Source organism: Porphyromonas sp. oral taxon 275 (assembly GCF_018127745.1).
Classification (GTDB): Bacteria; Bacteroidota; Bacteroidia; order Bacteroidales; family Porphyromonadaceae; genus Porphyromonas.
In genome coordinates this window covers 1,715,965-1,737,368 of the sequence record NZ_CP072333.1, presented here as the reverse complement: position 1 = coordinate 1,737,368, position 21,404 = coordinate 1,715,965, and the positions used below count along the sequence as shown (strand labels likewise).

Below are 21,404 nucleotides of genomic sequence, written 5' to 3'. Positions count from 1 at the left end.
TGCGCTAGGCTCGCTTCCGATCCAGGAAGCTGCTTTGAGTGCGGCCTCTGCTTCGTGGGCAAGGGCTTTTAGTGGAGTCTCGCACTTGTGGAGCGGAGCTGTTAGCTAGGGCTCTATGCAGTGAGCGGAGGCTGTGGATGAGCCAGCTGCCTAGGCGGCTCGTGCGGCTGCCTGCTCTTCGGCGAGCTTTGAGCTCGCTTGCGGGATGGCCTTGGGCAGGCTTGCGGAGTAGCCTTGAGTTCGCTTGCGGGCAGGCTTGCGGGCTAGGCTCTCGGGCTGTAGGACGTAAGCTGCAGGCTGATTGTTACTCGCGCGGGCTGGCCCGCGGATTTCTTTGCGCCGCCACTGGAGGCGGTGGACGAGGGCGCTTCTCTCCCGTGGATACTAGACCCGAGGAGGAGTGCTGCCGTCAGCGGAGCCCGCTGGCGGGGACTTAAACAAACGATGATGAGCTACATTACGACTAACTATCTAGGGAGCCTCGTGCGGCTGGCCCTCCTTTCGATCCTTCTTGCGCTACCGCTCTCGGCACAGCTGCTGCAGCCCCGACAGTTGAGCTACGCAGTCAATCCCCTCATCGGGACTGACTGGGTGGGGAACGTCTACCCTGGCCCCTCGGCACCCTTCGGGATGGTGCAGCTCAGCCCTGACAACGGCATCGGAGGCTGGGACCGCATTGCGGGCTACTTCTACCCAGACAGTACGATCGCGGGCTTCAGCCATACGCACCTGAGCGGGACGGGCGCGGGTGACCTCTATGATATCTCCTTCCTGCCCGTCCTCCTTCCCGCGCTGGACGATAGTCGGGAGGCGAAGGAGGAGCACCTCGGTGTGCACGCACGCTTCAGCCACAGCACAGAGCAGGCTCGGGCGGGCTACTACGCCGTGACGCTCCAGCCCTATCAGATCCGCGTCGAGCTGACAGCGCTGCCCCGTGTGGGCGTGCAGCGCTATACCTTCGAGCGCGGGAGCGACTCGGCCTGTATCATCCTCAACCTCACCAAGGCGATGAACTGGGACCGTACGATGGCGAGTCAGATCCGCGTCACCGAGGGAGGGCGCAGGCTCGCGGGCTATCGCTTCTCCGATGGCTGGGCGCGTGATCAGCGCATCTTTTTCGCCTCGCGCCTCTCGCGTCAGCCGCTGCGCTGGGAGCTGAAGACCGACACGCTGCGCCATGAGGGCAAGGTCGTGGGGCTAAGCCACCGCGCCTATCTCTACTATAAGGTCAAGGCGGGCGAGCAGATCACGGTGACGACCGCTCTCTCTGGAGTGAGCGAGGCGGGAGCCCGTGCCAACCTCGCGGCCGAGGCGCCGCGGGATGACTTCGACGGCTACCGCAGACAGAGCGAAGCTGCGTGGGCGGCGTGTCTCGGGCAGATCGAGATCGCGGCGTCCACACCCGACAGCCTCCGTACGACCTTCTACACGGCGCTCTACCGCGCGCAGATCTGCCCCACGCTGAGCTCCGATGTCACGGGCGCCTACCTCGGGGCGGATCGTAAGGTGCATCACCTACCGAAGGGGCAGGCCGCCTACTCGACCTTCTCCCTCTGGGACACCTACCGCACCGCGCATCCGCTATATAATCTCCTTGACCCTAAGACGAGCCGCGACCTCGTACGCTCGCTCGTCGACTTCGGCCGTGAGCACGGCGGCCACTTGCCCGTATGGTCGATGTTCGCCTCCGAGACGGATATGATGATCGGCTACCACTCGGTGCCCGTCATCGTGGAGGCGGTGCTGAAGGGCATCTATAAGCCCCGCGATAAGGCCGCCCTGCTGGCGCTGCTGCGCTCCACGGCCGAGCGTCGTGGCTACCGCGGGCTAGACGAATACCAGCGCCTCGGCTACGTGCCCTACGACACCGAGGAGGAGAGCGTCTCCAAGACGCTGGAGTATGCCTACGATGATGCTGCCATCGCCGCCTATGCCCGCTGGATGGGGGATGAGACGACGGCGAAGCGCTACGAGGCACGTGCTCAGAGCTACCGCAAGCTCTGGGACGCTGAGCGCGGCTTCTTCCGTGCCCGCAGTGCCTCGGGCGTGTGGCGTGCGGACTTCAATCCCTTCGCCTACACCAAGGACTATACCGAGAGCAATGCCTATCAGTACCTCTTCAGCGTGCAGCACGATGTGGAGGGGATGATGCAGCTGATGGGCGGTGCCGAGGGCCTGGCGCGTCGTCTGGATGAGTACTTCACGAGCCCGACGCCGCAGGAGATCGAGCTGCCTATCTTCTCCACGGGGATGATCGGGCAGTACGCCCATGGCAATGAGCCCGGGCACCACAATAGCTTCCTTTACAACGCGGTGCGCCAGCCCTGGCGCACCGCCGAGATCAATCTCCATATCCTCACCGAGCTCTACAACGATCGGCCCAGCGGTCTGTGCGGCAATGAGGACTGCGGGCAGATGTCGGCCTGGTACGTCATGACAGCCCTCGGCTTCTACCCCCTTGACCCGCTGTCGGGGCACTACGAGCTGACGACGCCGCTCTTCGAGGAGGCGCGTCTGCGCCTGGGCTCGGGTGCCGTGCTGCGCATCAAGGCTGAGGGACGCCAGCAGGGCAAGCGCTACATCAAGTCTGTGCGCCTCAACGGCCAGCCCCTACGCCGCTCCTACATCAGCTGGGAGGAGCTACAGCGTGGCGGGGAGCTGAGCTTCGAGCTGACGAGCGAGCGCGGGCACATCTGGTACTAAGCCATAGAGCTCAGCGGAGGCCTGTCTCAGCTAGTCCCGCACGCTACAGCGGGCTCCCGCGATAGGCTAAGGCTATAGGATAAGTAAATGATATACGATACGTGATGAACAAGCGATCACATCTCGGAGCCCTCGTGGCCGCGGCAAGCCTCTTCACGCGGCTGCCCTTCTGGCGCCTACGCAGCCTCACCAAGGAGGACTATGAGGACGCCCTCAGCTGGTGGCCCGTCGTGGGCGTCCTCACGGCGCTGACGCTGGCGGGCAGCTACTGGCTCCTGGCGCAGCTCTTCTCCATGCAGGTAGCGCTGGTGCTGGCCCTCGGCTGCAGGATGATCCTGACGGGCGCCTTCCATGAGGACGGGTTGGGGGACTTCTTCGACGGCTTCGGCGGGGGGCGCGATCGCGAGCGGGTGCTGGCGATCATGAAGGACAGCCATGTGGGCAGCTATGCCGTCCTCGGCTTTGTCCTCTACTACCTCTGCTATGTGGGTATGGCGCAGACGCTGCTGCTCTATGATGAGATCAGCACCGCCCTTGAGGGCGGGGTTCCCTTCCCCTGGGTGCTGGTGGCGGCGGATCTGATGGGTAAGTTCGCTGCGCAGCTCCAGGTGCAGCTGCTGCCCTATGCGCGCCGCGAGGAGCAGAGCAAGACGCAGGTCGTCTACCGACGGACGAGCGCGGTGCCGCTGCTCCTGGGATTGGTTGTGAGCCTCAGCGCCGTGCTGCTGAGCCTACCCGAGGAGTTCGGCTGGCTGCGCCTCTTAGCGCTGACGCCCCTTGGGCTAAGTCTCCTCCTCATCGCCTATCTGCGTCGCCGCATCGGGGGCTATACGGGCGATACCTGCGGGGCGCTCTGCCTCCTCTCGGAGCTCTGCTACCTCGCCTCCGTCCTCGCTATGCATGCACTCCTTGACCGCTATGGACTCTAAGGATCTAAGGCCGCCCACGCTGCGCCTCCACCTCATACGCCATACCTCGGTCGACGTCCCCGCGGGCGTCTGTTACGGACGTACGGACGTGCCGCTGCGCCCGACCTTCATGGACGAGGCGCATGCCGTGCGTCAGCGCCTCGGGCTGCTGCTCCAGAGCCAAGCGCCGCGCGCCGTCTACAGCAGTCCGCTGAGCCGCAGCCGTCGGTTGGCGCGCTACTGTGGCTATGAGCCCGAGCTCGATGAACGCCTTCTAGAGCTGAACTTTGGTGACTGGGAGCTGCAGCGCTTCGACGACATCCGCGACCCGCAGCTGGAGCGCTGGTATGCCGACTACCTGCACGTAGCACCGCCTGGGGGCGAATCCTTCGTGGAGCAGGTGGAGCGCGTCGGGGACTTCGTGCGTGGCCTGGCGGCACGGAAGGAAGCGCTCGGCGCTGGGGCGCATGAGGTGCTGGCCTTCGCCCACGGCGGGGTGCTGGTGGCGGCACGTGTCGCCCTTGGCCTCTGTCCGCTGGAGGAGGCCTTCGCTCAGCTCGATCCCTACGGTGCGATCTGCACGCTGGAGCTCTAAGCCTCGCCTCGCGGCCTCCCTCGCCTAGCGCCTAAGTAACAAAAGCCCTCGGGGCGCCCTAGCAGCTGTGCTGGGGCGCCCCGAGGGCTTTTGGGTAAGTAGGGGGACGGAGCCTACTCGGCGAGGAAGTGGCTGATGGCGTCGTAGAAGCGCTCGTAGCACTCCTCGAGGTCGGAGTTGACCAGCTGTAGGTCGAATTCCCCCGCGTGCTGCAGCTCCAGCTCGGCCTTGGCGATACGCTCCTCGATGACCTCAGGGCTGTCGGTAGAGCGCCCTACGAGGCGACGGCGGAGCTCGTCGATGCTCGGCGGGAGGATGAAGATGCTGAGAGCCTCGGAGCCGTAGGCGCGCTTGATGTTGAGCCCCCCGACGTAGTCCACGTCGAAGATCACGCGCCCACCCTCGGAGAGCCGAGCATCCACCTCACTGCGCAGCGTACCGTAGTAGCGGCCGCTGTAGACCTCCTCGTACTCGAGGAACTCACCGCGAGCGATGCGCTGCTCGAATTCCTCGGGGCTAAAGAAGTGGTACTCCACGCCGTCGCGCTCGGCGCCGCGAGGGGCGCGGCTAGTGGCCGAGACAGAGAAGCGCAGCTGGAGCTCGGGGTGCTCGCTCATCAGGCGAGTGATGAGCGTGCTCTTGCCCGTACCTGAGGGAGCGGAGATGATGATGAGCTTTCCCATGCGGCTAGGCTTCGTCGTCCTCGTCTTCGTCCTTGCTTCTCTTTTTCTTCTTGCCCGCGGCGATGCTGTTTCCCTTGAGGCCTTCGTTGATCTTGGCCGTCAGCTCCTCCATCAGCTCAGGGTTGTCGAGCAGCGTTGTCTTGGCTGCCTCGCGTCCCTGCCCGAGCTTGGTAGCGCCGTAGCTGTACCAGGCGCCGCTCTTCTTGATGATGTCGGCGCTCTCTGCCAGGTCGATGATCTCACCCGTGCGGGAGATACCCTCGCCATAGATGATGTCGAAGGTGGCGCTGCGGAAGGGCGGTGCTACCTTGTTCTTCACGACCTTGACGGTGGTCTGGTTCCCCAGCACCTCGTCGCCGTCCTTGATCTGTGAGCGGCGGCGGATGTCTAGGCGTACCGAGGCGTAGAACTTGAGGGCGTTCCCCCCCGTGGTCGTCTCGCTCGGGCCGTACATATTACCCCCGATCTTCTCACGCAGCTGGTTGATGAAGATGCAGGCGGTATTGGACTTGCTGATGGCACCCGTGATCTTGCGCAGGGCCTGCGACATGAGGCGAGCCTGCAGCCCTACCTTGGCCTCGCCCATATCGCCCTCGATCTCGCTCTTGGGGACAAGGGCGGCGACGGAGTCGATGATCACCAGGTCCATCGTGCCCGAGCGGATGAGGCGCTCGGCGATGTCGAGGGCCTGCTCGCCGTTGTCGGGCTGGGAGATGTAGAGGTCCTCCATGTTCACGCCGAGGGCCTCGGCATAGGTGGGGTCGAAGGCGTGCTCGGCGTCGATGATGGCTGCCATGCCGCCCGCCTTCTGCACCTCTGCGATGGCGTGGATCGCGAGCGTGGTCTTACCCGAGGATTCGGGGCCGAAGATCTCGATGATACGGCCGCGGGGGTAGCCACCGATGCCGAGGGCGTTGTCCAGGGTGATGGAGCCGGTGGGGATCTTGTCCACCTGCTCGGTGGGACGGGCGGCCATGTTGATGATGGCGCCCTTGCCGTAGGCCTTGTCGATACCTGCTAGGGTGGTCTCGAGGGCCTGGCGACGGCGCTCCTCGGGGCTGAGCTCCTTGTCCTTAGACTTGAGTCCGCGTACCTTTATGTCTTTTACTTCTTCGCTCATGATGCTATTGGGGTGTATGATTGACTACTGATGCTGGAGCAGCTGCTGGGCGTGCTCCTTGGTGGAGATCTCCTTGCCGCGGAGGATGCGCTCGATGCGGCCCGCCTCGTCGAGGACGAAGGTCGTACGCTCGGTACCCATGTACTTGCGCCCGTACATGCTCTTCTCGATCCAGGTGCCGAAGAGCTCGTTGAGCTGGACGTCACTATCTACGATGAGGCGGAAGGGCAGCTCGTGCTGGGTGATGAACTTCTGGTGGCTCTTGGCCGAGTCACGGCTGACGCCGATGATCTCGTAGCCTGCGGCGCGTAGCTCGCTGTAGCCGTCGCGTAGCGAGCAGGCCTGAGCGGTGCAGCCCGAGGTGTTGTCCTTGGGGTAGAAATAGAGGATAATCTTGCGCCCGGGGTAGTCCGAGCGGCGTACCTCACGACCGTCTTGGTCCGTCCCCAGTAGGTCGGGGACTAGGTCTCCTAGTGTGAATGCCATAATGCACTTAATATATTGAATCTATACAAATATACAATTAAGGGGGGAATAGGCTGCGCCTCGGCTGAGGGGCTCCGTATGGGGCGCGGCGAAGGCCCTCTGCCGAGAGGTGCACTGCGGCCTTAGCGAGGCTCAGCTAGGCATGTGCTTGCAGCCTCGGCTGGGGCGAGCGTCGGGGTGCTGGAGCCTAGGGGGGGGCGTAGGCTAAGCCTCCTGCTGCTGCTCGTCCTCCTCCTCATCTCCTAGCTCTGCGCTAGGGAGGGCGGAGCTCAGCTTGCGCTTGGGATTCAGGCCCAGCTTACGGAGCTTCTCGAACTGCGAGACGAGGTTACCCCGGCCCGAGTCAAGGGACTTCTTCGCCCCCTCATAGCTCTCGAGGGCCTTCTGGAGGCGGTCGCCGAGGGTGACGAACTGGTCGCCGAAGGAGACGACCTTGTCGTAGAGCAGATTGGCCCGCTCGAGGATCTGCTCCACGTTGCGGTCCTGACGCTCGCGCTGCCACATGTCTTGTGCCAGGCGGAGGCTGGCGATGAGGTTGGTGCCATTGATGAGGATGACGTTCTTGCGGTAGGCGTACTCCCAGAGCTGCTTGTCGCGGCTGAGGGCGAGCATGTAGGCGGGCTCGTTGGGGATGAAGAGCATGACGAAGTTCGGCGAGCCTGCCGTATGCGTCTCGTAGCGCTTGGCCGCGAGCTCGTCGATGTGGTGGCGTACGCTCAGCAGATGCGCGGCGGCAGCCTGCTCGCGCTGCTCCTCGGTCTCGGCGCCTAGGTAGTTGAGGTAGGCCGTGAGGCTGACCTTACTGTCGATGACGAGCGTCCCGCCGTTGGGGTACTTCACTAGCACGTCGGGGCGCAGGCCGCCCTTGTTGTCCTCTGTGGTGATGACGCGCCCCTCGGCATCGCGTAGGGTCTGCTGGACGAAGTACTCCTCGTCGCGCCGCAGGCCACTCTGCTCGAGGATGCGCTCCAGGATCATCTCGCCCCAGTCGCCCTGTACCTTGCTGTCGCCCTTGAGTGCCTGCGTCAGCTGCGTGGTCTCCTGGCTCAGCGCCTGGCTGCGCTCGACCAGCTGCATGATCTCTCGCTGGAGGGAGAAGCGCTCGCGAGCCTCCTCATTGTAGACCTTTCCGACCTGCTCGCTGAAGCGCTGGAGCTCCTCACGCAGCGGGGCGAGCTGCTCAAGGTTGCGTGTGCTGAGCTCGGCCCGCTGGCCCTGCAGTACCTCGGTGGCGAGGTTGCGGAAGCTCTCGCGCAGCGTCTGGCTGATCTCGCCCTGCTCGGCGCGGGAGGCGGCGAGCTGCTCGCGCAGCTGTCGCAGCTCCTGGCTCTGCGCGCTGAGGCTGGTCTGGCTCTGGAGGTAGTCCTGCTGGAGGCTCGCGAGCTCGGCCTTGAGGGCCTCCTGCTGCTGGGTCTGCTCCTCGAGGCGCGCCAGCTGCTGCAGGCGCTGGCTATGCTCCTGCCGCAGCTGCTCGAGCTGGCTCTCGCGCTGCGAGAGCTCGCCTCTCAGACGCTGGCACTCGAGGTCGAGGCGCTTCAGCTGCTCGTCCTTAGGCTCGAGCGCCTGACGGATGGCTGCCTGACGCTGGTAGAGGAGGACGAAGATGATGAGGCTGAGACAGACGAGGAGGATGGATAGGTAGAGCATGGGCTGCAGGGCTATTGGTTTGCTTAAATAAAGGTACGAAATATCTCGCTACCCACCTCGCCCCGCCTTGCCCCGCTCCTCCTAGGGCAGTACGCTGGGCGGCGGAGCGTAGCGATGGCCTTGTCCCGCCTCCGTGAGGGATATCTCTCAGCCGCCCCCACTGATATCCCTCACGCTCCTTACGGACGTCCCTCAGCCTCCTCACTGATATCCCTTGCGAGGCCTCGCCCTTAGCTGTCCCTTCGTCGGAGCTTTGCCCTCCCAGCCTTAGCCCTGAGCTAAGGCAGGAGCGTAAGGAAAAGAGAAAGCCCCTGCCGCGCTCGAGGTGAGGCGAGGCGGCAGGGGCTGGAGGGCGGTGCGAACCGTCGGGCGGGGGCTTAGCGCTGGATACGCTGGAGGCGCATGCCGAGGCTGTCGACGAGGAGCAGGCTGTCGGCGAGCGTCGTCGGGAGCCCGAGGAGGTACTTGAGCGCCTCGGTGGCAGCGAGCGAAGCGATGAGGGCGGGTGTCGTCGCCAGCACGGGGATGGGGCGGCCGCCTGAGGCTGCAGCGGGCGCGGTAGAGCCCTGGCCAGCCTCGCTCGGGGCGGGTGCTGGCGCCTCGGGGAAGAGCTCGGCGTAGCCTGGACGCCCGGGGAGGAAGAGCGCCAGCTGCCCGCCCCAGCCTTCGGCCGAGGCGTAGAGCCAAGGGAGCTTAGCGGCGCGGCTGTAGGCGTCGAGGCAGCGGCGGGCGGGCTCGTTGTCCGTGGCGTCGAGGATGAGATCGACCCCGCCGAGGAGGCGCGGAGCGTTCTCGGGGCTCAGGTATTCCGCCGAGGCGATGAGCTGGCAGTGGGGATTGAGGGAGCTGAGGCGCTCGGCAGCTAGCCGCGCCTTGCTCCCGCCGAGGTCAGCCGTGCGGTAGAGGGTCTGTCGGGGGAGGTTGCTGCGGCTGACGCTATCCCCATCGCAGAGGCGCAGCTGCCCGACGCCTGCGCCCACCAGCAGCGGCAGCAGGGTGGAGCCCAGCCCGCCCGCGCCGACGACCGCCACCCGAGCACGGCCGAGGCGCTGCTGTCCCTCCAGCCCGAGCTCGGGGAGGAGGAGCTGCCGCTGGTAGCGCTCGGCGGCCTCGTCCGTCCAGCCTTCGCCCCCTCGCTCCGCCCCTAGAGCCAGCTGTCCCAGTCCTTCCATACGGCTTCGTAGCCGACAGAGCGCAGGTAGGCCACGAACTCGGCGGGGCTGCGGCTGTCGGCGATGGCGAACTGCTCCAGATCCTCATGCTGCTCGGCGTAGCCCCCGGGCTCGGTGTGGCTCCCCGCACTCATGCTCGTGATGCCCAGCGGGAGGACATGGTTGCGGAAGGTCTCCGACTCGCGCGTCGAGAGCGAGATCTCGAGATGCGGATCCAGTAGGCGGTAGGCCAGGATCAGCTGCAGCACGCCGCGGTCATCGATGGGGTAGGCGGGGTCGTAGCCCCCGACGGCAGGCCTGAGGCGCGGGAGGGAGACGGAGTAGCGGGTCTGGCGGTAGCGGTGCTTGAGGTAGTCCAGATGCAGGGCGGTGAAGGCGCTGTCGGTGCGCCATTCCTCGAGGCCCAAGAGGGCACCCAGCCCGATCTTGGGGATGCCTGCCTGGGCGATGCGGTCGGGCGTCTCGAGGCGGTAGCGGTAGTCGGCCTTCTTCCCCTGGAGGTGATACTTAGGGTAGGCCGCCTCGTGGTAGGTCTCCTGATAGACGCAGACGTAGCTGATGCCTGCCTCCCCGAGGGCGGCGTACTGCTCCGTCTCCAGCGGCTGCACCTCCAGCGAGAGCTGGGCGAAGTGCGGCCGCAGGTGCTTCACCACCTCCAGATAGTAGTGCCAGGAGCTGGCGCGCAGGTCTTCGCCGCTCACCAGCAGCAGGTGGCGGAAGCCCAGCTCCTTGATCGCCGCCACCTCGCGGTCGATCTCCGAGAGCGTCAGCCGGCGGCGGCGGATGTGGTGCTCGACGCTGAAGCCGCAGTACACGCAGCTATTGGAGCACACATTGGATAGGTAGAGGGGCAGGTAGAGCTGCAGGGTGCGGCCGTAGCGCTCGAGGGTCAGGCGCTGCGCCTCTCGAGCCATGGGCTCGAGGTAGGCCTCTGCTGCGGGCGAGATGAGGGCAAGGAAGTCCGTCAGCTCGCGGTGGGGGCGGCTCAGCGCACGCTCTACGTCGGCGGGGCGCTGGCTATAGATCGCCTCCTGCAGCCGACCGAAGTCATAGCGCTGCAGGTAGTCGTAGGCACTCGTCGGTAGCATCGTCGGCCGGGCTCAGGAGAGGAAGGCGGTCAGCGGTGAGGAGGCTTGGGCGAAGCCACGCTGGGGCGCGATGCGTGCCTCGTAGGCCTTACGTCCTGCCTCGACGCCTAGGCGGAAGGCCTCGGCCATGGCTACGGGATCGGCGGCGGTGGCTATGGCGGTATTCACGAGCACAGCGTCTGCGCCCAGCTCCATGCACTCGGCGGCGTGACTCGGGCAGCCTAGGCCCGCATCCACGACGACGGGGATGCTGCTCTCGGCGATGATGATGCGCAGCAGCTCGCGGGTGTCGAGTCCGCGGTTGCTCCCTATTGGGGCGGCCAGCGGCATGACGGTGGCGCAGCCTGCCTCCTCGAGGCGCTTGCAGAGCACGGGGTCGGCCTGCACGTAGGGCAGGACGACGAAGCCACGACGCACGAGCTCCGTCGCGGCCTCCAGCGTCTCTATGGGGTCGGGCATGAGGTAGCGTGGGTCGGGGTGGATCTCGAGCTTGAGCCAGTTCGTCTGGAGCGCCTCGCGGCTGAGTTCGGCCGCGAGGATGGCCTCACGTGCGGTGCGTGCGCCGCTGGTATTGGGCAGGAGGCTAAGCCCCTCGGTAAGGAGCGGGCTCAGGAGGCTATCGCTCTCGGGGCGGTCGAGCTCGAGGCGCTTGAGGGCGAGGGTCACGAGCTGGCTGCCCGAGGCGCGCACGGCCTCGGCCATCAGCTGGGAGGAGGCGAACTTGCCCGTCCCGAGGAAGAGCCGGCTGTGGAAGGTCTTATCAGCTATGGTAAGCATGGTCTAGGGTCTAGTAGGCGTATGGGGTAGGGGCGTCTTAGCCTCCCCTGTGAATCGAAGTAGGGAGCGGCTCATGGCGATACCGTGGAGGCCGAGGGCGCGCAGCTCGGGCTCCTCCTGGGGCTCGATGCCGCCTATGGCGTAGATGGGCAGCGGGTAGTCGTGGAGCTGGAGGCGGCGGTAGCCTTCGTGCCCGAGGATGGGCGCTAGGCGCTGCTTGGTCTCTGTGTAGTGGCAGGGGCCGAGGCCTATGTAGTCTATGGGTAGCTGTAGGGCGCGCTCGAGCTGCTGGGCGTCATTGCAGGTCAGGCCGATGAGGGCCTCGGGGCCCAGCAGCTGGCGGGCGCGCTCGGGCGGGCAATCCTCTTGCCCGAGGTGCACGCCGTCGGCGGCGATGCGGAAGGCCAGCTCCACGTCGTCGTTGATCAGCAGCGGGACGTCGTAGCTGCGGCAGAGGCTGAGCAGCTGGCGGGCTGCGGCCTCTCGGAGGGGTGCGCTCGCCGCCTTCATCCGCAGCTCCACGAGGTCGCAGAGGCCAAGGCTCAGCACGCGCTCGGTCTGCAGCAGGAGCTCCTCGGGCGTGCTGCCGTGGGTGACGAACATACGCCGCCCCAGCGTCGGACGAGGGCGTGCGGCAGGTGGAGTTAGTCCCTGGCGGTAGTGGCTCACCGCACGCTGGGCACGCCGCATAGCGGTCTCGAGGCCGAGCCCCGAGGCCAGCGCATGGGCAAGCTCCGTGCCATAGAGGCAACCCGTGCCGTGGCGGTCGGTGCCCGCGGGCGGGCAGCAGCTGGCTATACACTGGCCCTCGGGCGTGTAGCCGAGGTCGCTGATGGTGCTGCCGCTGGCGGCCAGGTCGGCAGACTGTCCTGTCGAAGCGCGCTCTCCTGCCTTCGTGTCGTGCCTTGCGCCTAGACTGGGGATAAGGGCGGGGCTCGGTCGAGCGCCCTTACAGATGATGCTGCAGCGCCAGCGGCGTACGGCCTCTGCGGGGCTAAGTCCCCCGAGGAGCAGGCGCTGCTCGTAGGCGTTAGGTAGGAGGAGGTCCACCTCCCGCAGCGCCGCCTCCAGCTCCTCGGCGCTGGGCGGCGGGAGGAGCTGATAGCCCGAGCTGCTGCGCAGGATCGGGTCCCAGAGGATGAGGCAGTGGGGGTAGCGGGCGCGGATCAGCCCCGCGAGCGTCTGCAGCTGCTCCAGCGAGGCCACGAGGCCGATCTTGGCCACCTCGGGCGGGGGCAGCGCCTCGAGGCTCCGCAGCTGCCCGCGGAGCTCCTCCTCCCCGAGCGGCGTGAGGCCGTAGAAGTGCTCCGCGTCCTGACTCGTGACGGCCGTGATGAGGCTGTAGCTCAGGGCCCCGAGGCGCTCGGCGTGGCAGAGGTCGGCCGTGATGCCCGCCCCGCCCGTAGGGTCGAGCCCTCCGCAGAGCAGCAGGTGCGGGGCGCTGAGGCGTCGCAGTGCCTCGGGGAGCTCCTCGAGCGACAGCCCCTGCCAGTAGCCCAGGCTTGCCACGCCCGCGAAGCCTAGGCGGAGGAAGCGCCCCGCGGTGGCTGGCGCTATGCCCCCGAGGGCGATCAGCGGGAAGGGCGTCTCGGTGCAGAGCTCCTGGAGCTCCAGCTCCGTCCAGAGCTGCTGTGCCGCGCCGTAGCCTGCCTTGCTGAGGCTGGGCGCCACGGGGCTGAGGTAGGCGTAGTCGGGGGCGAAGGGCAGCGCCTGGAGCTCCTCACGGCTGTGGCAGCTGACACCGACGAGCTGCCCCGAGGCAAGGGACGGGCGGGCGCTGAGCTCCCGCCAGCCGCGTACCGAGAGGTGCAGGCCGCCGAGGCCGTAGCGGCGTACGAGCTCGGGCTGCTGCGAGAGGACGCAGTGCCGCCTCAGGGCGCGGGGGATGGCCTCGAGGAGGGCGCTGAGCTCCGCGGTGCTGGCCTTGGGCTTGCGGATGTGCACGCGTCCCACGCCGAGGCGCAGCAGCGTGGCGATCCAGCTCGCCTCCACAGCCCCCCGCCACTCGGGGGGCGTGAGGACGATGACTTGGTCTCGGCGCATAGGCTAGTGGCCGCCCGAGCAGCTATGAGGGGCGACATCGCTGGGGCGCACGAGTCCGACCACGGGCACGCCGTCCTTGCCGACGGTACGTGCCGCCAGCGCCTGACGGAAGCTACGGTTGACGCGCATCGAGCAGAAGTGCTCGCCGCACATCGAGCAGAAGTGCCGCTCCTTGTGCGAGTCGTCGGGCAGCGTCTGGTCGTGGTACTCACGGGCGCGCTCAGGGTCGAGGGCGAGGTGGAACTGATCCCGCCAGCGGAACTCGTAGCGCGCCTTGCTCATCGCGTGGTCACGGATGTAGGCCGTGGGGTGTCCCTTCGCCAGGTCGGCGGCGTGGGCAGCGAGCTTGTAGGTCACCACGCCCTGACGTACGTCCTCGCGCTCGGGCAGGCCTAGGTGCTCCTTCTGCGTCACGTAGCAGAGCATAGCCGTGCCGAGGTGCCCGATCATGGCCGCCCCGATGGCGCCCGTGATGTGGTCGTAGCCCGCGCCGATATCCGAGACCAGCGGCCCGAGGGTGTAGAAGGGCGCCTCGTCGCAGTCGAGGAGCTCGCGCGTCATATTCTCAGGGATGAGGTGCATGGGGATGTGCCCCGGGCCCTCGATCATGACCTGGACGTAGTGGCGGGCGGCGATGCGGTTCAGTTCGCCTAGGGTCTTGAGCTCGGCCATCTGCGCCGCGTCGTTGGCGTCCTGTATGCTGCCAGGGCGCAGACCGTCGCCGAGGGAGAGGGCGACATCGTAGCGCGCGGCGATCCGACAGATCTCCTCGAAGTGCTCGTAGAGGAAGCTCTCGCGGTCGTGGGCGATGCACCAGCCCGCCATGATCGCCCCTCCACGGCTGACGATACCCGTCAGGCGGCCGAGCGTCAGTGGGATGTGCTCCTTCCTGAGGCCTGCGTGGATGGTGAAGTAGTCCACGCCCTGCTCGGCCTGCTCGATGAGCGTGTCGCGGTAGATCTCCCAGCTCAGCTCCTCGACACGCCCGTGTACCTTCTCCAGCGCCTGATAGAGGGGGACGGTGCCGATGGGCACGGGGCTATTGCGCAGGATCCACTCGCGGGTCTCGTGGATATGACGGCCTGTGGAGAGGTCCATGACGGTGTCGGCGCCCCAGCGGGTCGCCCAGACGGCCTTCTCTACCTCCTCGGCGATGCTGCTGGTGATGGCGGAGTTGCCGATGTTGGCATTGACCTTACAGAGGAAGTTGCGGCCGATGATCATGGGCTCGCTCTCGGGGTGGTTGATGTTCGCTGGGAGGATGGCGCGGCCGCTGGCCAGCTCCTCTCGGACGAACTCTGCCGTCACCAGCTCAGGCAGCACGGCGCCCTTGGGGTCGCCGCCGCGGCTGTGGCGCTCGCGTAGCTCCTCGATCTGCTGGTTCTCCCGCAGCGCCACGTACTCCATCTCTTCGGTGATGATGCCGCGCACGGCGTAGTAGCGCTGGGTCACGCAGTCGCCCTGGGCGCGACGGGGGTGGGGGACGATGTGCTGGTAGCGCAGGCCGTCGAGGGCGCGCTGGGCTAGACGCTGGCGGGCATAGCTGCTGCCGAGGCCTTCGCTCTGGAGGGTGTCGCCGCGCCCCTCGATCCAGGGCTCGCGCAGGCGCGGTAGGCCGCGCTCGAGGTCTACCTGATAGGCGGCGTCGGTGTAGGGGCCGCCCGTGTCGTAGACGATGACGGGGGCGTTGGGGCTGCGGCTGCCGTCCTCCTCTATGGTGTCCGAGAGGGGGATGCGGCGCATGCCTACCCGCACGTGGGGCATACGGGGGCTGGTGACGTAGATCTTCTCTGACCCGGTGAGGGGGCCGTGGGTGACGACATCTTTGATCTTCATAGGCTTAGGGGGAAGTGTAGGGTGAGAATTAAGGGCTAAGGGGCGCCTCGGGACTATCCGCCGAAGGTGGGCTGGATGATGAGGAGCGCGTCGCCCGCCTGGAGCTGCGTGCTGTCGAGGGCGCTGCGGGGGACGACCCGCTCGTTGAGGGCGAGGGCGGCGTGTGTCGGGAGGGTGAGGCCGAGGCTGTCGAGGGCCTCACGGAGGCTGAGGGGAGTGGGGAGCTGGTGGGGCTCGCCGTTGACGGTGATCTGCATCGAGAGAGCTACTAGGTGATGATAGAGGCAGCTCTAGGGATGCAGCAGCCTCACCCGCGGGCGGCGCTGGGAGCGGCACGTGGGGGCGGCAGCGGGCTGGGATACACCGCGGCACCGGAGGGTCAGATGAAGATCATGGAGTATAAGCGGCAAGTGCTTGCCTTCACTCTATGCCTACGCCAGTATTACCTGGATCAGGTCCTCGGGTATAATCTCAGCACAGCGGTAGACGACGGAGGTCTACAGCCAGCACCCCTTTGAGTTGCTTGGGGCAAAGGTAGGCTTTTTTCTTTTCCCTTGTCTCCGTCGCCTTGGAGATAGGACTAAGGCAGGGGGGATAAGCCCTAGCGCAGCTCCGAGGCCTGTCGGGCTGCGCTGAGGAATATCCATCAGCGCCGTGAGGGACGGCAGTCAGAGGCGTGAGGGATATCAGTCAGTGCTCTGAGGCATATCGGTCAGGAAGGGGAGGCCTTGGTCGCAGGGCAGCGCGAGGAGTAGGCGGGGCGGCTGAGCGAGCTGCGGGAGGAGGCTGCGAGAGGTGGTAAAAAGACGTTGTTTGCTCGCTCTGGGTGCGCTTCGGGCTTTGCTTTGTGGTAGAATGACGTGTTTTGGGCTGCCTTTTGTGCGGGGACTGCGTGCTTTTGTCCTAGGATAAGCCTTTGACAGCCTAAAACTTGGGGTGCGCTGGGAGGGAAAAATAAGTACCTTTGCTCTACCGATAACTATTCATCAAGCTATACCAGTCACTACTATGGCTACATCAGTCCAGGACTTTCGCATAGAAAGTGATCTGATCGGCGAACGCCAGATCAGCAACGACAAGCTCTATGGCGTGCAGACGCTCCGTGGAGTAGAGAACTTCAACATCAGCGCCTTCCACCTCTCTGACTACCCGCTCTTCATCCACGGCCTCGCGTGGACGAAGGAGGCCGCGGCGATTGCCAACCACCGCCTCGGCCTGCTGAGCGACCAGCAGAAGGACGCCATCGTCACCGCCTGTCACGAGCTCCTCGAGGGCAAGCACCACGACCAGTTCCCCGTGGACATGATCCAGGGCGGGGCGGGCACGACGACCAATATGAACGCCAATGAGGTCATCTGCAACCGTGCCCTCGAGCTGATGGGGCACGCCAAGGGCGAGTTCAAGTACCTCTCGCCCAATGACCATGTCAACGGCTCGCAGTCGACCAACGACGCTTACCCCACGGCCATCCACCTCGGCCTCTATGCCTCGCACCTCAAGCTGCGCCCGCACTTCATCCAGCTCATCGAGGCGCTGGAGGCTAAGTCCCGCCAGTTCGCCCACGTGGTGAAGATGGGCCGTACGCAGCTGCAGGACGCTGTGCCCATGACGCTGGGGCAGACCTTCGGCGGCTTCGCCTCCATCCTGCGCCACGAGATCGCCAACCTTGACTACGCTGCCCAGCAGTTCCTCGCCATCAACATGGGGGCTACGGCCATCGGCACGGGGATCTCCTCTGAGCCCGAGTACGCCGACTACTGCACGGCCGCTATGGCGGAGATCACGGGCTGGCCTATCACGCGTACGGACGACTTCGTCGGTGCCACGAGCGACACCAGCGAGATGATCGGCTACAGCTCCGCCCTACGCCGCATCGCCGTCAAGGTCAACAAGATCTGTAATGACCTGCGCCTGCTCTCCAGCGGCCCCCGCTGTGGGCTCGGCGAGATCAACCTGCCCGCCATGCAGCCTGGCTCGTCCATCATGCCCGGCAAGGTCAACCCCGTCATCCCCGAGGTCATGAGCCAGGTCTGCTACAAGGTCATGGGGAACGACCTCTGCGTCACCATGGCGGGCGACGCCTCTCAGATGGAGCTCAACGCTATGGAGCCCGTGATGGCTCAGTGCTGCTTCGAGTCCATCGATCTGATGATCCAGGGCTTCGACACGCTGCGTACCCTCTGCATCGAGGGCATCACGGCCAATGAGGAGACCTGCCGCAGCTATGTGCGCAACAGCATCGGTATCGTCACCGCCCTCAACCCCATCATCGGCTACAAGAACTCCACCAAGATCGCCAAGGAGGCCCTCGAGACGGGGCGTAGCGTCTACGACCTGGTCATCGAGCACGGCATCCTTACCCAGGAGGATCTGGACAAGGTGCTGGCGCCTGAGAACATGATCCAGCCCGTGCGCCTCGACATCAAGCCGCTCAAGTAGCTCGATCGGCCTCAGGCCTCGCCCAAGCAAAAAGGACAGCGCCTCATCCACACGTGTGGATGAGGCGCTGTCCTTTGTCGTTTGTCGAGCTCGGGGCTGTGCCTTGTGGGCTTAGCTCCCGATCCTCAGCGGGCACTCGCTAGAGGAGGCCCTGATCGTTGAGGTAGCGCTCGGCCTCCATAGCTGCCTTGCAGCCCGAGGCCGCAGCGGTGATCGCCTGGCGGTAGAGCGGGTCGGCGACGTCCCCAGCAGCGAAGACGCCAGGCACCTTGGTACGTGGGGTAGCGCCCTCAGTGATGATGTAGCCCGTCTCGTCGAGGTCGAGGTAGTCGGCGAAGAGCTCGGAGTTGGGGTGGTGACCGATTGCCAGGAAGAAGCCGTCGATAGCGATATCCACGTGCTCCTCATCGGGCTGGCCGAGGCGCTTGACGAGGTGGGCCCCCTCGACACCATTGTCCCCGAAGAGCCCCACCGTATTGTGCTCGTAGAGGATGGTGATACGCTCGTGCTGCTCGACGCGCTGGCGCATGATGTCCGAGGCACGGAGGTGGTCCTTGCGCACGATCATGTAGACCTTGGACGCGAGGCCTGCCAGATAGAGCGCCTCCTCGCAGGCGGTGTCGCCACCACCGACGACGGCGACCGTCTTGCCGCGGTAGAAGAAGCCGTCACAGGTAGCGCAGGCCGAGACGCCCATACCGGCGTACTTCGTCTCATCCTCGAGGCCGAGGTACTTAGCGGAGGCTCCCGTGGAGATGATGATCGTGTCAGCCTCGACCTCTACGCCGTCGCTGAAGGTCACGACATAGGGGCGCTGGGAGAGGTCTACCTTGGTGGCCAGACCCGAGCGTACCTCAGTGCCGAAGCGCTCGGCCTGCTTGCGCAGGTCCTGCATCAGTACGGGGCCCGTGACGCCCTCGGGGTAGCCGGGGAAGTTCTCCACCTCTGTGGTCTGTGTGAGCTGGCCGCCGGGCTGTATGCCCTCATAGAGGAGGGGTGCGAGGTTGGCGCGTCCCGCATAGATGGCGGCGGTGTAGCCTGCTGGGCCTGAGCCAATGATCAGGCTGCGACGATGTTCTCTATTCATATATGGTATTCCTTATGATTCGGAAGGGGTGGAAAGGGGTGTAAGGCGCCTAGCGCAGGTCGCGCAGCTTGCGCTGGAGCTCCTGGCGGGCGAAGAAGATACGGCTCTTGACCGTGCCCAGAGGTATACCGAGGGTCTCGGCGATCTCGCTGTACTTATAGCCTGAGACGTACATGGAGAAGGGTTCCTTGAGCGTCGGCTGTAGAGCCGAGATGGCCTCTGTGATCTCCTTGATGTCCATAGAGCCCTCGGGGGTGTTCTCCCCGCCGTCGCTCATCAGGGGCACGTTGTAGGCGTCCACATTATAGTCGATGAGCTCCTGTGTACGTACGAGCTTGTGGTAGTTATTGATGAAGATGTTGCGCATGATCTTCAGCACCCAGCCCTTGAAGTTGACGTTGTCGACGAACTTATCATAGTTGTTCAGCACGCGCAGCGTCGTGTCCTGGGTCAGGTCCTCAGCATCGGCCTCGTCCTTGGTGAGGCTACGTGCGAAGTTCTTCATATAGTCCTGCATCCCGATGAGGTCCTTTTGTATCTGGAGTACGTCCATAGTGCTACCTTTCTTTTAGCTGTCCAAGCCGCGTCGCAGGGTACTGCGGGGGCTTATTTCTTTTTTACAAAGATACGACTTCTCCGCTGCCCTACCGCCTGCCTACTAAATGGGATTATTGAGCCCGTCTATACCTAGGAGAGGCTACCACTGGATAGGGGCAAGGCCCTGCTGCTGGAGGTAGGCATTGGCGCGGGAGAAGTGGCGGCAGCCGAAGAAGCCGCGGTGCGCCGACAGCGGCGAGGGGTGCGGCGCCTCCAGAATGCAGTGGCGCGTGGCGTCGATCATAGCGGCCTTACGCCTAGCGGGGCTACCCCAGAGGAGGAAGACGACATGGTCGCAGCGCTGGCTGACCAGCTGGATGACGGCGTCGGTGAAGGTCTCCCAGCCCAGCCCCTGATGGGAGGCGGCCTCGCCCGAGCGGACGGTGAGCGTGGTATTGAGCAGCAGTACGCCCTGCTCCACCCAGGGTAGGAGCTCGCCGCCGGTGATGATGGAGGGGCGGCCGAGGTCGTCGGCGATCTCTTGCTTGATGTTCACCAGGCTCGGCGGCACAGCGATGCCATGGGGGACGGAGAAGGCGAGACCCTCGGCTTGGCCCGCGCCGTGGTAGGGGTCTTGGCCTAAGATGACGACGCGTACCCGATCGAGGGGACAGAGGTCGAGGGCGCGGAAGATCTGCCCTGCGGGTGGGTAGATGGCGTGACCGCTCTGGTACTCGCTGCGTATCCTGTCGGTGAGGATGCCGAAGTAGAGCTTGTCGAACTCGGCGGCGAGGGCCTCGCGCCAGCTGGCTTCGATACGGACGTTCATAGGATGTGGCTAAGGCGCTGGAGGAGCTCCAGCAGGTGGATAAATGAGGGTGCGGAGGGCGCTATACAGCTGTAGTGCAGGGCGTGGCCCGCGGTGGAGAGCATGTGGATATCGTTGGCACCGTCCCCTAGGGCGAGCGTGGCGTGCAGCTCGCAGCCCGCCCAGGCCTCGAGGTAGCGCGCCTTGGCCTCGGCGTCGACGATGGCCTCCTCGATGAGTCCTGCCAGGCGCCCGCCCTCCATACGTACGGCACTGGCGCAGCCGAGCGGGAGGCCGAGCTGCGCGCCGAGGGCGGCCGCTAGAGGCTCGTAGGCGCCCGTGATGAGGCAGAGCTCGAGCCCCCGCTGCTGGAGCTGCGCGATGAGCTCGGCGGCATCGGGGGCGAAGCTCAGCTGAGCGAGCGGCCGCAGTAGCTCCGCCTCGCTGAGGCCGAGGAGCAGCTGGCTGCGTGCTACGAAGCTCTCGCGGAACGGACGCGCGCCGCACATGGCGGCCTCGGTGAGCTGCTGCATCTCCTCGCCGCATCCCCTCTGCCCCGCCAGCAGTACCATGAGTTCGTCTCGGATGAGTGTGCCGTCGAGGTCGAAGGCCACACGTCGGATCGGCCGCACGGCCTCTGAGCTGGGGTAGTAGAAGGGCAGCGAGCGCCCGCGTGCCCAGGGCAGGAGGCACTCCAGCAGGCGGCGGCGCTCGGCCCGCTCCTGCGCACCTTCGGCAGCATCCAGCTCGAGCTGCAGCCTATGGAGCTCGGGGGCAGTGCGTAGGGGCTGGAGCACTGCCTCCCCGAGGGGACGGCAGAGCTCCGCGAGCTGATGCTGCTCCTCGGTGCTGAGGCTACGGAGGAAGGTGATCTGATGGCTATGGGACATCCTCTGACTATGCTGGGCCGTAAACGAAGGATGGGCACACGGCGCTGCCGTATGCCCATTTGCCTTGGGGTGGAAGACGGGACTCGAACCCGCGACACCTGGAACCACAATCCAGTGCTCTAACCAACTGAGCTACAACCACCATCTGATTGCCCTAAAGCGCTGCAAAGATAAGAAGACTTTCGGACACTACCAAATAGCCTGCTGCCCTGCCCTTCGCGCCGTCCTCTGCCCCGCTTCGCGCCTAGGCTAAGCGTCCGATTGCCTGCCGCCTAGCCCCCTCCTCCCGCTCCTCGTGTAGGGCCTCGCGTGCTGCGACACAGAGCCCCGAGCGGAGCCCCGTGCTAAGGGGGAGGCCGCGCGAGGGATATCAGTCAGCGGGCTGAGGAACGTCCGTGGCGAGCGTGAGGGACGTCGGTGAGGAGGCTGAGGGATATCCCTCGCGGCGCTGCGCTCGGGCTGTCGGCGTGCTTTGCCCCCTTCGTCGCCGCCTCGGGAGGCCTTGGGCGGAGCCGCGCGGGGAGCTTGCTTCGCTTGCGCTCGGAAGGGGGAGGGGCGGCGTCCCTTAGCCTGGGTCGGGCTCAG

18 protein-coding genes, 1 tRNA gene and 1 riboswitch are annotated in these 21,404 nt (G+C 65.6%); of the genes, 4 read left to right on the top strand and 15 right to left on the bottom strand.

The genetic code is table 11. The features are described from left to right. The first annotated feature begins 447 nt into the window (after nucleotides 1-447). From J4862_RS06860 to cobC, 3 genes are all read left to right on the top strand, one after another. On the top strand, nucleotides 448-2,703 hold the full coding sequence (locus tag J4862_RS06860) for a GH92 family glycosyl hydrolase (RefSeq protein ID WP_211789573.1): 2,256 nt from the start codon (nucleotides 448-450) through the stop codon (nucleotides 2,701-2,703). Between the two features lie 104 nt (nucleotides 2,704-2,807). Further along, on the top strand, nucleotides 2,808-3,632 hold the full coding sequence (locus tag J4862_RS06855) for an adenosylcobinamide-GDP ribazoletransferase (RefSeq protein WP_211788383.1): 825 nt from the start codon (nucleotides 2,808-2,810) through the stop codon (nucleotides 3,630-3,632). A 19-nt stretch (nucleotides 3,633-3,651) separates the two neighbouring features. After that, a complete protein-coding gene (gene cobC, locus J4862_RS06850; RefSeq protein WP_211789572.1) occupies nucleotides 3,652-4,206 on the top strand; it encodes an alpha-ribazole phosphatase family protein in 555 nt (184 codons plus the stop codon). Nucleotides 4,207-4,319: 113 nt separating this feature from the next. Here the strand turns inward: cobC and gmk are convergent, their stop codons facing one another. From gmk to thiS, 10 genes are all read right to left on the bottom strand, one after another. Then, the gene (gene gmk / locus J4862_RS06845) at nucleotides 4,320-4,889 is read right to left on the bottom strand and encodes a guanylate kinase (protein ID WP_211788382.1); all 570 of its coding nucleotides are present in this window, start codon (nucleotides 4,887-4,889) and stop codon (nucleotides 4,320-4,322) included. 4 nt (nucleotides 4,890-4,893) lie between these two features. After that, nucleotides 4,894-6,009: a recombinase RecA gene (gene recA / locus J4862_RS06840; protein ID WP_211788381.1), complete on the bottom strand. Its 1,116-nt coding sequence runs from the start codon at nucleotides 6,007-6,009 to the stop codon at nucleotides 4,894-4,896. A gap of 24 nt (nucleotides 6,010-6,033) precedes the next feature. Further along, nucleotides 6,034-6,495: a peroxiredoxin gene (locus J4862_RS06835; protein ID WP_211788380.1), complete on the bottom strand. Its 462-nt coding sequence runs from the start codon at nucleotides 6,493-6,495 to the stop codon at nucleotides 6,034-6,036. Nucleotides 6,496-6,699: 204 nt separating this feature from the next. Further along, nucleotides 6,700-8,142, bottom strand: a complete 1,443-nt coding sequence (gene rmuC / locus J4862_RS06830) for a DNA recombination protein RmuC (RefSeq protein ID WP_211788379.1) — start codon at nucleotides 8,140-8,142, stop codon at nucleotides 6,700-6,702. Nucleotides 8,143-8,519: 377 nt separating this feature from the next. Further along, nucleotides 8,520-9,314, bottom strand: a complete 795-nt coding sequence (locus tag J4862_RS06825) for a HesA/MoeB/ThiF family protein (RefSeq protein WP_211788378.1) — start codon at nucleotides 9,312-9,314, stop codon at nucleotides 8,520-8,522. Next, nucleotides 9,287-10,402 (bottom strand): 2-iminoacetate synthase ThiH, encoded by a 1,116-nt coding sequence (thiH, locus tag J4862_RS06820; RefSeq protein ID WP_211788377.1) that lies wholly within the window; start codon nucleotides 10,400-10,402, stop codon nucleotides 9,287-9,289. The genes J4862_RS06825 and thiH overlap by 28 nt, the downstream gene beginning before the upstream one ends. 12 nt (nucleotides 10,403-10,414) lie before the next feature. Next, nucleotides 10,415-11,179, bottom strand: a complete 765-nt coding sequence (locus J4862_RS06815; protein WP_211788376.1) for a thiazole synthase — start codon at nucleotides 11,177-11,179, stop codon at nucleotides 10,415-10,417. 3 nt (nucleotides 11,180-11,182) lie between these two features. Next, entirely contained in the window at nucleotides 11,183-13,222 is a 2,040-nt protein-coding gene (gene thiE / locus J4862_RS06810) for a thiamine phosphate synthase (RefSeq protein ID WP_211788375.1), read from the bottom strand. A 3-nt stretch (nucleotides 13,223-13,225) separates the two neighbouring features. Continuing rightward, nucleotides 13,226-15,058: a phosphomethylpyrimidine synthase ThiC gene (thiC, locus tag J4862_RS06805; RefSeq protein WP_211788374.1), complete on the bottom strand. Its 1,833-nt coding sequence runs from the start codon at nucleotides 15,056-15,058 to the stop codon at nucleotides 13,226-13,228. Nucleotides 15,059-15,111: 53 nt separating this feature from the next. Then, a complete protein-coding gene (gene thiS, locus J4862_RS06800; RefSeq protein WP_211788373.1) occupies nucleotides 15,112-15,315 on the bottom strand; it encodes a sulfur carrier protein ThiS in 204 nt (67 codons plus the stop codon). A gap of 154 nt (nucleotides 15,316-15,469) precedes the next feature. Next, a riboswitch (TPP riboswitch) is annotated at nucleotides 15,470-15,582 on the bottom strand. Nucleotides 15,583-16,066: 484 nt separating this feature from the next. Here thiS and J4862_RS06795 point away from each other — a divergent pair. Then, on the top strand, nucleotides 16,067-17,497 hold the full coding sequence (locus tag J4862_RS06795) for an aspartate ammonia-lyase (protein ID WP_211788372.1): 1,431 nt from the start codon (nucleotides 16,067-16,069) through the stop codon (nucleotides 17,495-17,497). 139 nt (nucleotides 17,498-17,636) lie between these two features. Here J4862_RS06795 and trxB read toward each other — a convergent pair whose 3' ends face one another. The 5 genes from trxB to J4862_RS06770 all read right to left on the bottom strand — a co-directional run bounded on the left by trxB (nucleotide 17,637) and on the right by J4862_RS06770 (nucleotide 20,961). After that, nucleotides 17,637-18,584, bottom strand: coding sequence for a thioredoxin-disulfide reductase (trxB, locus tag J4862_RS06790; RefSeq protein ID WP_211788371.1), 948 nt, complete (start codon nucleotides 18,582-18,584; stop codon nucleotides 17,637-17,639). Nucleotides 18,585-18,633: 49 nt separating this feature from the next. Continuing rightward, nucleotides 18,634-19,137, bottom strand: coding sequence for an RNA polymerase sigma factor (locus J4862_RS06785; protein ID WP_211788370.1), 504 nt, complete (start codon nucleotides 19,135-19,137; stop codon nucleotides 18,634-18,636). 144 nt (nucleotides 19,138-19,281) lie between these two features. Further along, the gene (gene ung / locus J4862_RS06780) at nucleotides 19,282-19,950 is read right to left on the bottom strand and encodes a uracil-DNA glycosylase (protein ID WP_211788369.1); all 669 of its coding nucleotides are present in this window, start codon (nucleotides 19,948-19,950) and stop codon (nucleotides 19,282-19,284) included. Continuing rightward, the gene (locus J4862_RS06775; RefSeq protein WP_211788368.1) at nucleotides 19,947-20,819 is read right to left on the bottom strand and encodes an HAD family phosphatase; all 873 of its coding nucleotides are present in this window, start codon (nucleotides 20,817-20,819) and stop codon (nucleotides 19,947-19,949) included. Before J4862_RS06775 ends, ung begins: the two co-directional genes overlap by 4 nt. Nucleotides 20,820-20,884: 65 nt before the next feature. Next, a tRNA-His gene (locus J4862_RS06770) sits at nucleotides 20,885-20,961 on the bottom strand. Nucleotides 20,962-21,404 lie beyond the last annotated feature (443 nt).

Coding starts and splice junctions, on each gene's coding strand:
- J4862_RS06860 (WP_211789573.1), top strand. CDS start 448: ATGAGCTACATTACGACTAACTATCTAGGGAGCCTCGTGCGGCTGGCC.
- J4862_RS06855 (WP_211788383.1), top strand. CDS start 2,808: ATGAACAAGCGATCACATCTCGGAGCCCTCGTGGCCGCGGCAAGCCTC.
- gmk (WP_211788382.1), bottom strand. CDS start 4,889: ATGGGAAAGCTCATCATCATCTCCGCTCCCTCAGGTACGGGCAAGAGC.
- recA (WP_211788381.1), bottom strand. CDS start 6,009: ATGAGCGAAGAAGTAAAAGACATAAAGGTACGCGGACTCAAGTCTAAG.
- J4862_RS06835 (WP_211788380.1), bottom strand. CDS start 6,495: ATGGCATTCACACTAGGAGACCTAGTCCCCGACCTACTGGGGACGGAC.
- rmuC (WP_211788379.1), bottom strand. CDS start 8,142: ATGCTCTACCTATCCATCCTCCTCGTCTGTCTCAGCCTCATCATCTTC.
- J4862_RS06825 (WP_211788378.1), bottom strand. CDS start 9,314: ATGGAAGGACTGGGACAGCTGGCTCTAGGGGCGGAGCGAGGGGGCGAA.
- thiH (WP_211788377.1), bottom strand. CDS start 10,402: ATGCTACCGACGAGTGCCTACGACTACCTGCAGCGCTATGACTTCGGT.
- J4862_RS06815 (WP_211788376.1), bottom strand. CDS start 11,179: ATGCTTACCATAGCTGATAAGACCTTCCACAGCCGGCTCTTCCTCGGG.
- thiE (WP_211788375.1), bottom strand. CDS start 13,222: ATGCGCCGAGACCAAGTCATCGTCCTCACGCCCCCCGAGTGGCGGGGG.
- thiC (WP_211788374.1), bottom strand. CDS start 15,058: ATGAAGATCAAAGATGTCGTCACCCACGGCCCCCTCACCGGGTCAGAG.
- thiS (WP_211788373.1), bottom strand. CDS start 15,315: ATGCAGATCACCGTCAACGGCGAGCCCCACCAGCTCCCCACTCCCCTC.
- J4862_RS06795 (WP_211788372.1), top strand. CDS start 16,067: ATGGCTACATCAGTCCAGGACTTTCGCATAGAAAGTGATCTGATCGGC.
- trxB (WP_211788371.1), bottom strand. CDS start 18,584: ATGAATAGAGAACATCGTCGCAGCCTGATCATTGGCTCAGGCCCAGCA.
- J4862_RS06785 (WP_211788370.1), bottom strand. CDS start 19,137: ATGGACGTACTCCAGATACAAAAGGACCTCATCGGGATGCAGGACTAT.
- ung (WP_211788369.1), bottom strand. CDS start 19,950: ATGAACGTCCGTATCGAAGCCAGCTGGCGCGAGGCCCTCGCCGCCGAG.
- J4862_RS06775 (WP_211788368.1), bottom strand. CDS start 20,819: ATGTCCCATAGCCATCAGATCACCTTCCTCCGTAGCCTCAGCACCGAG.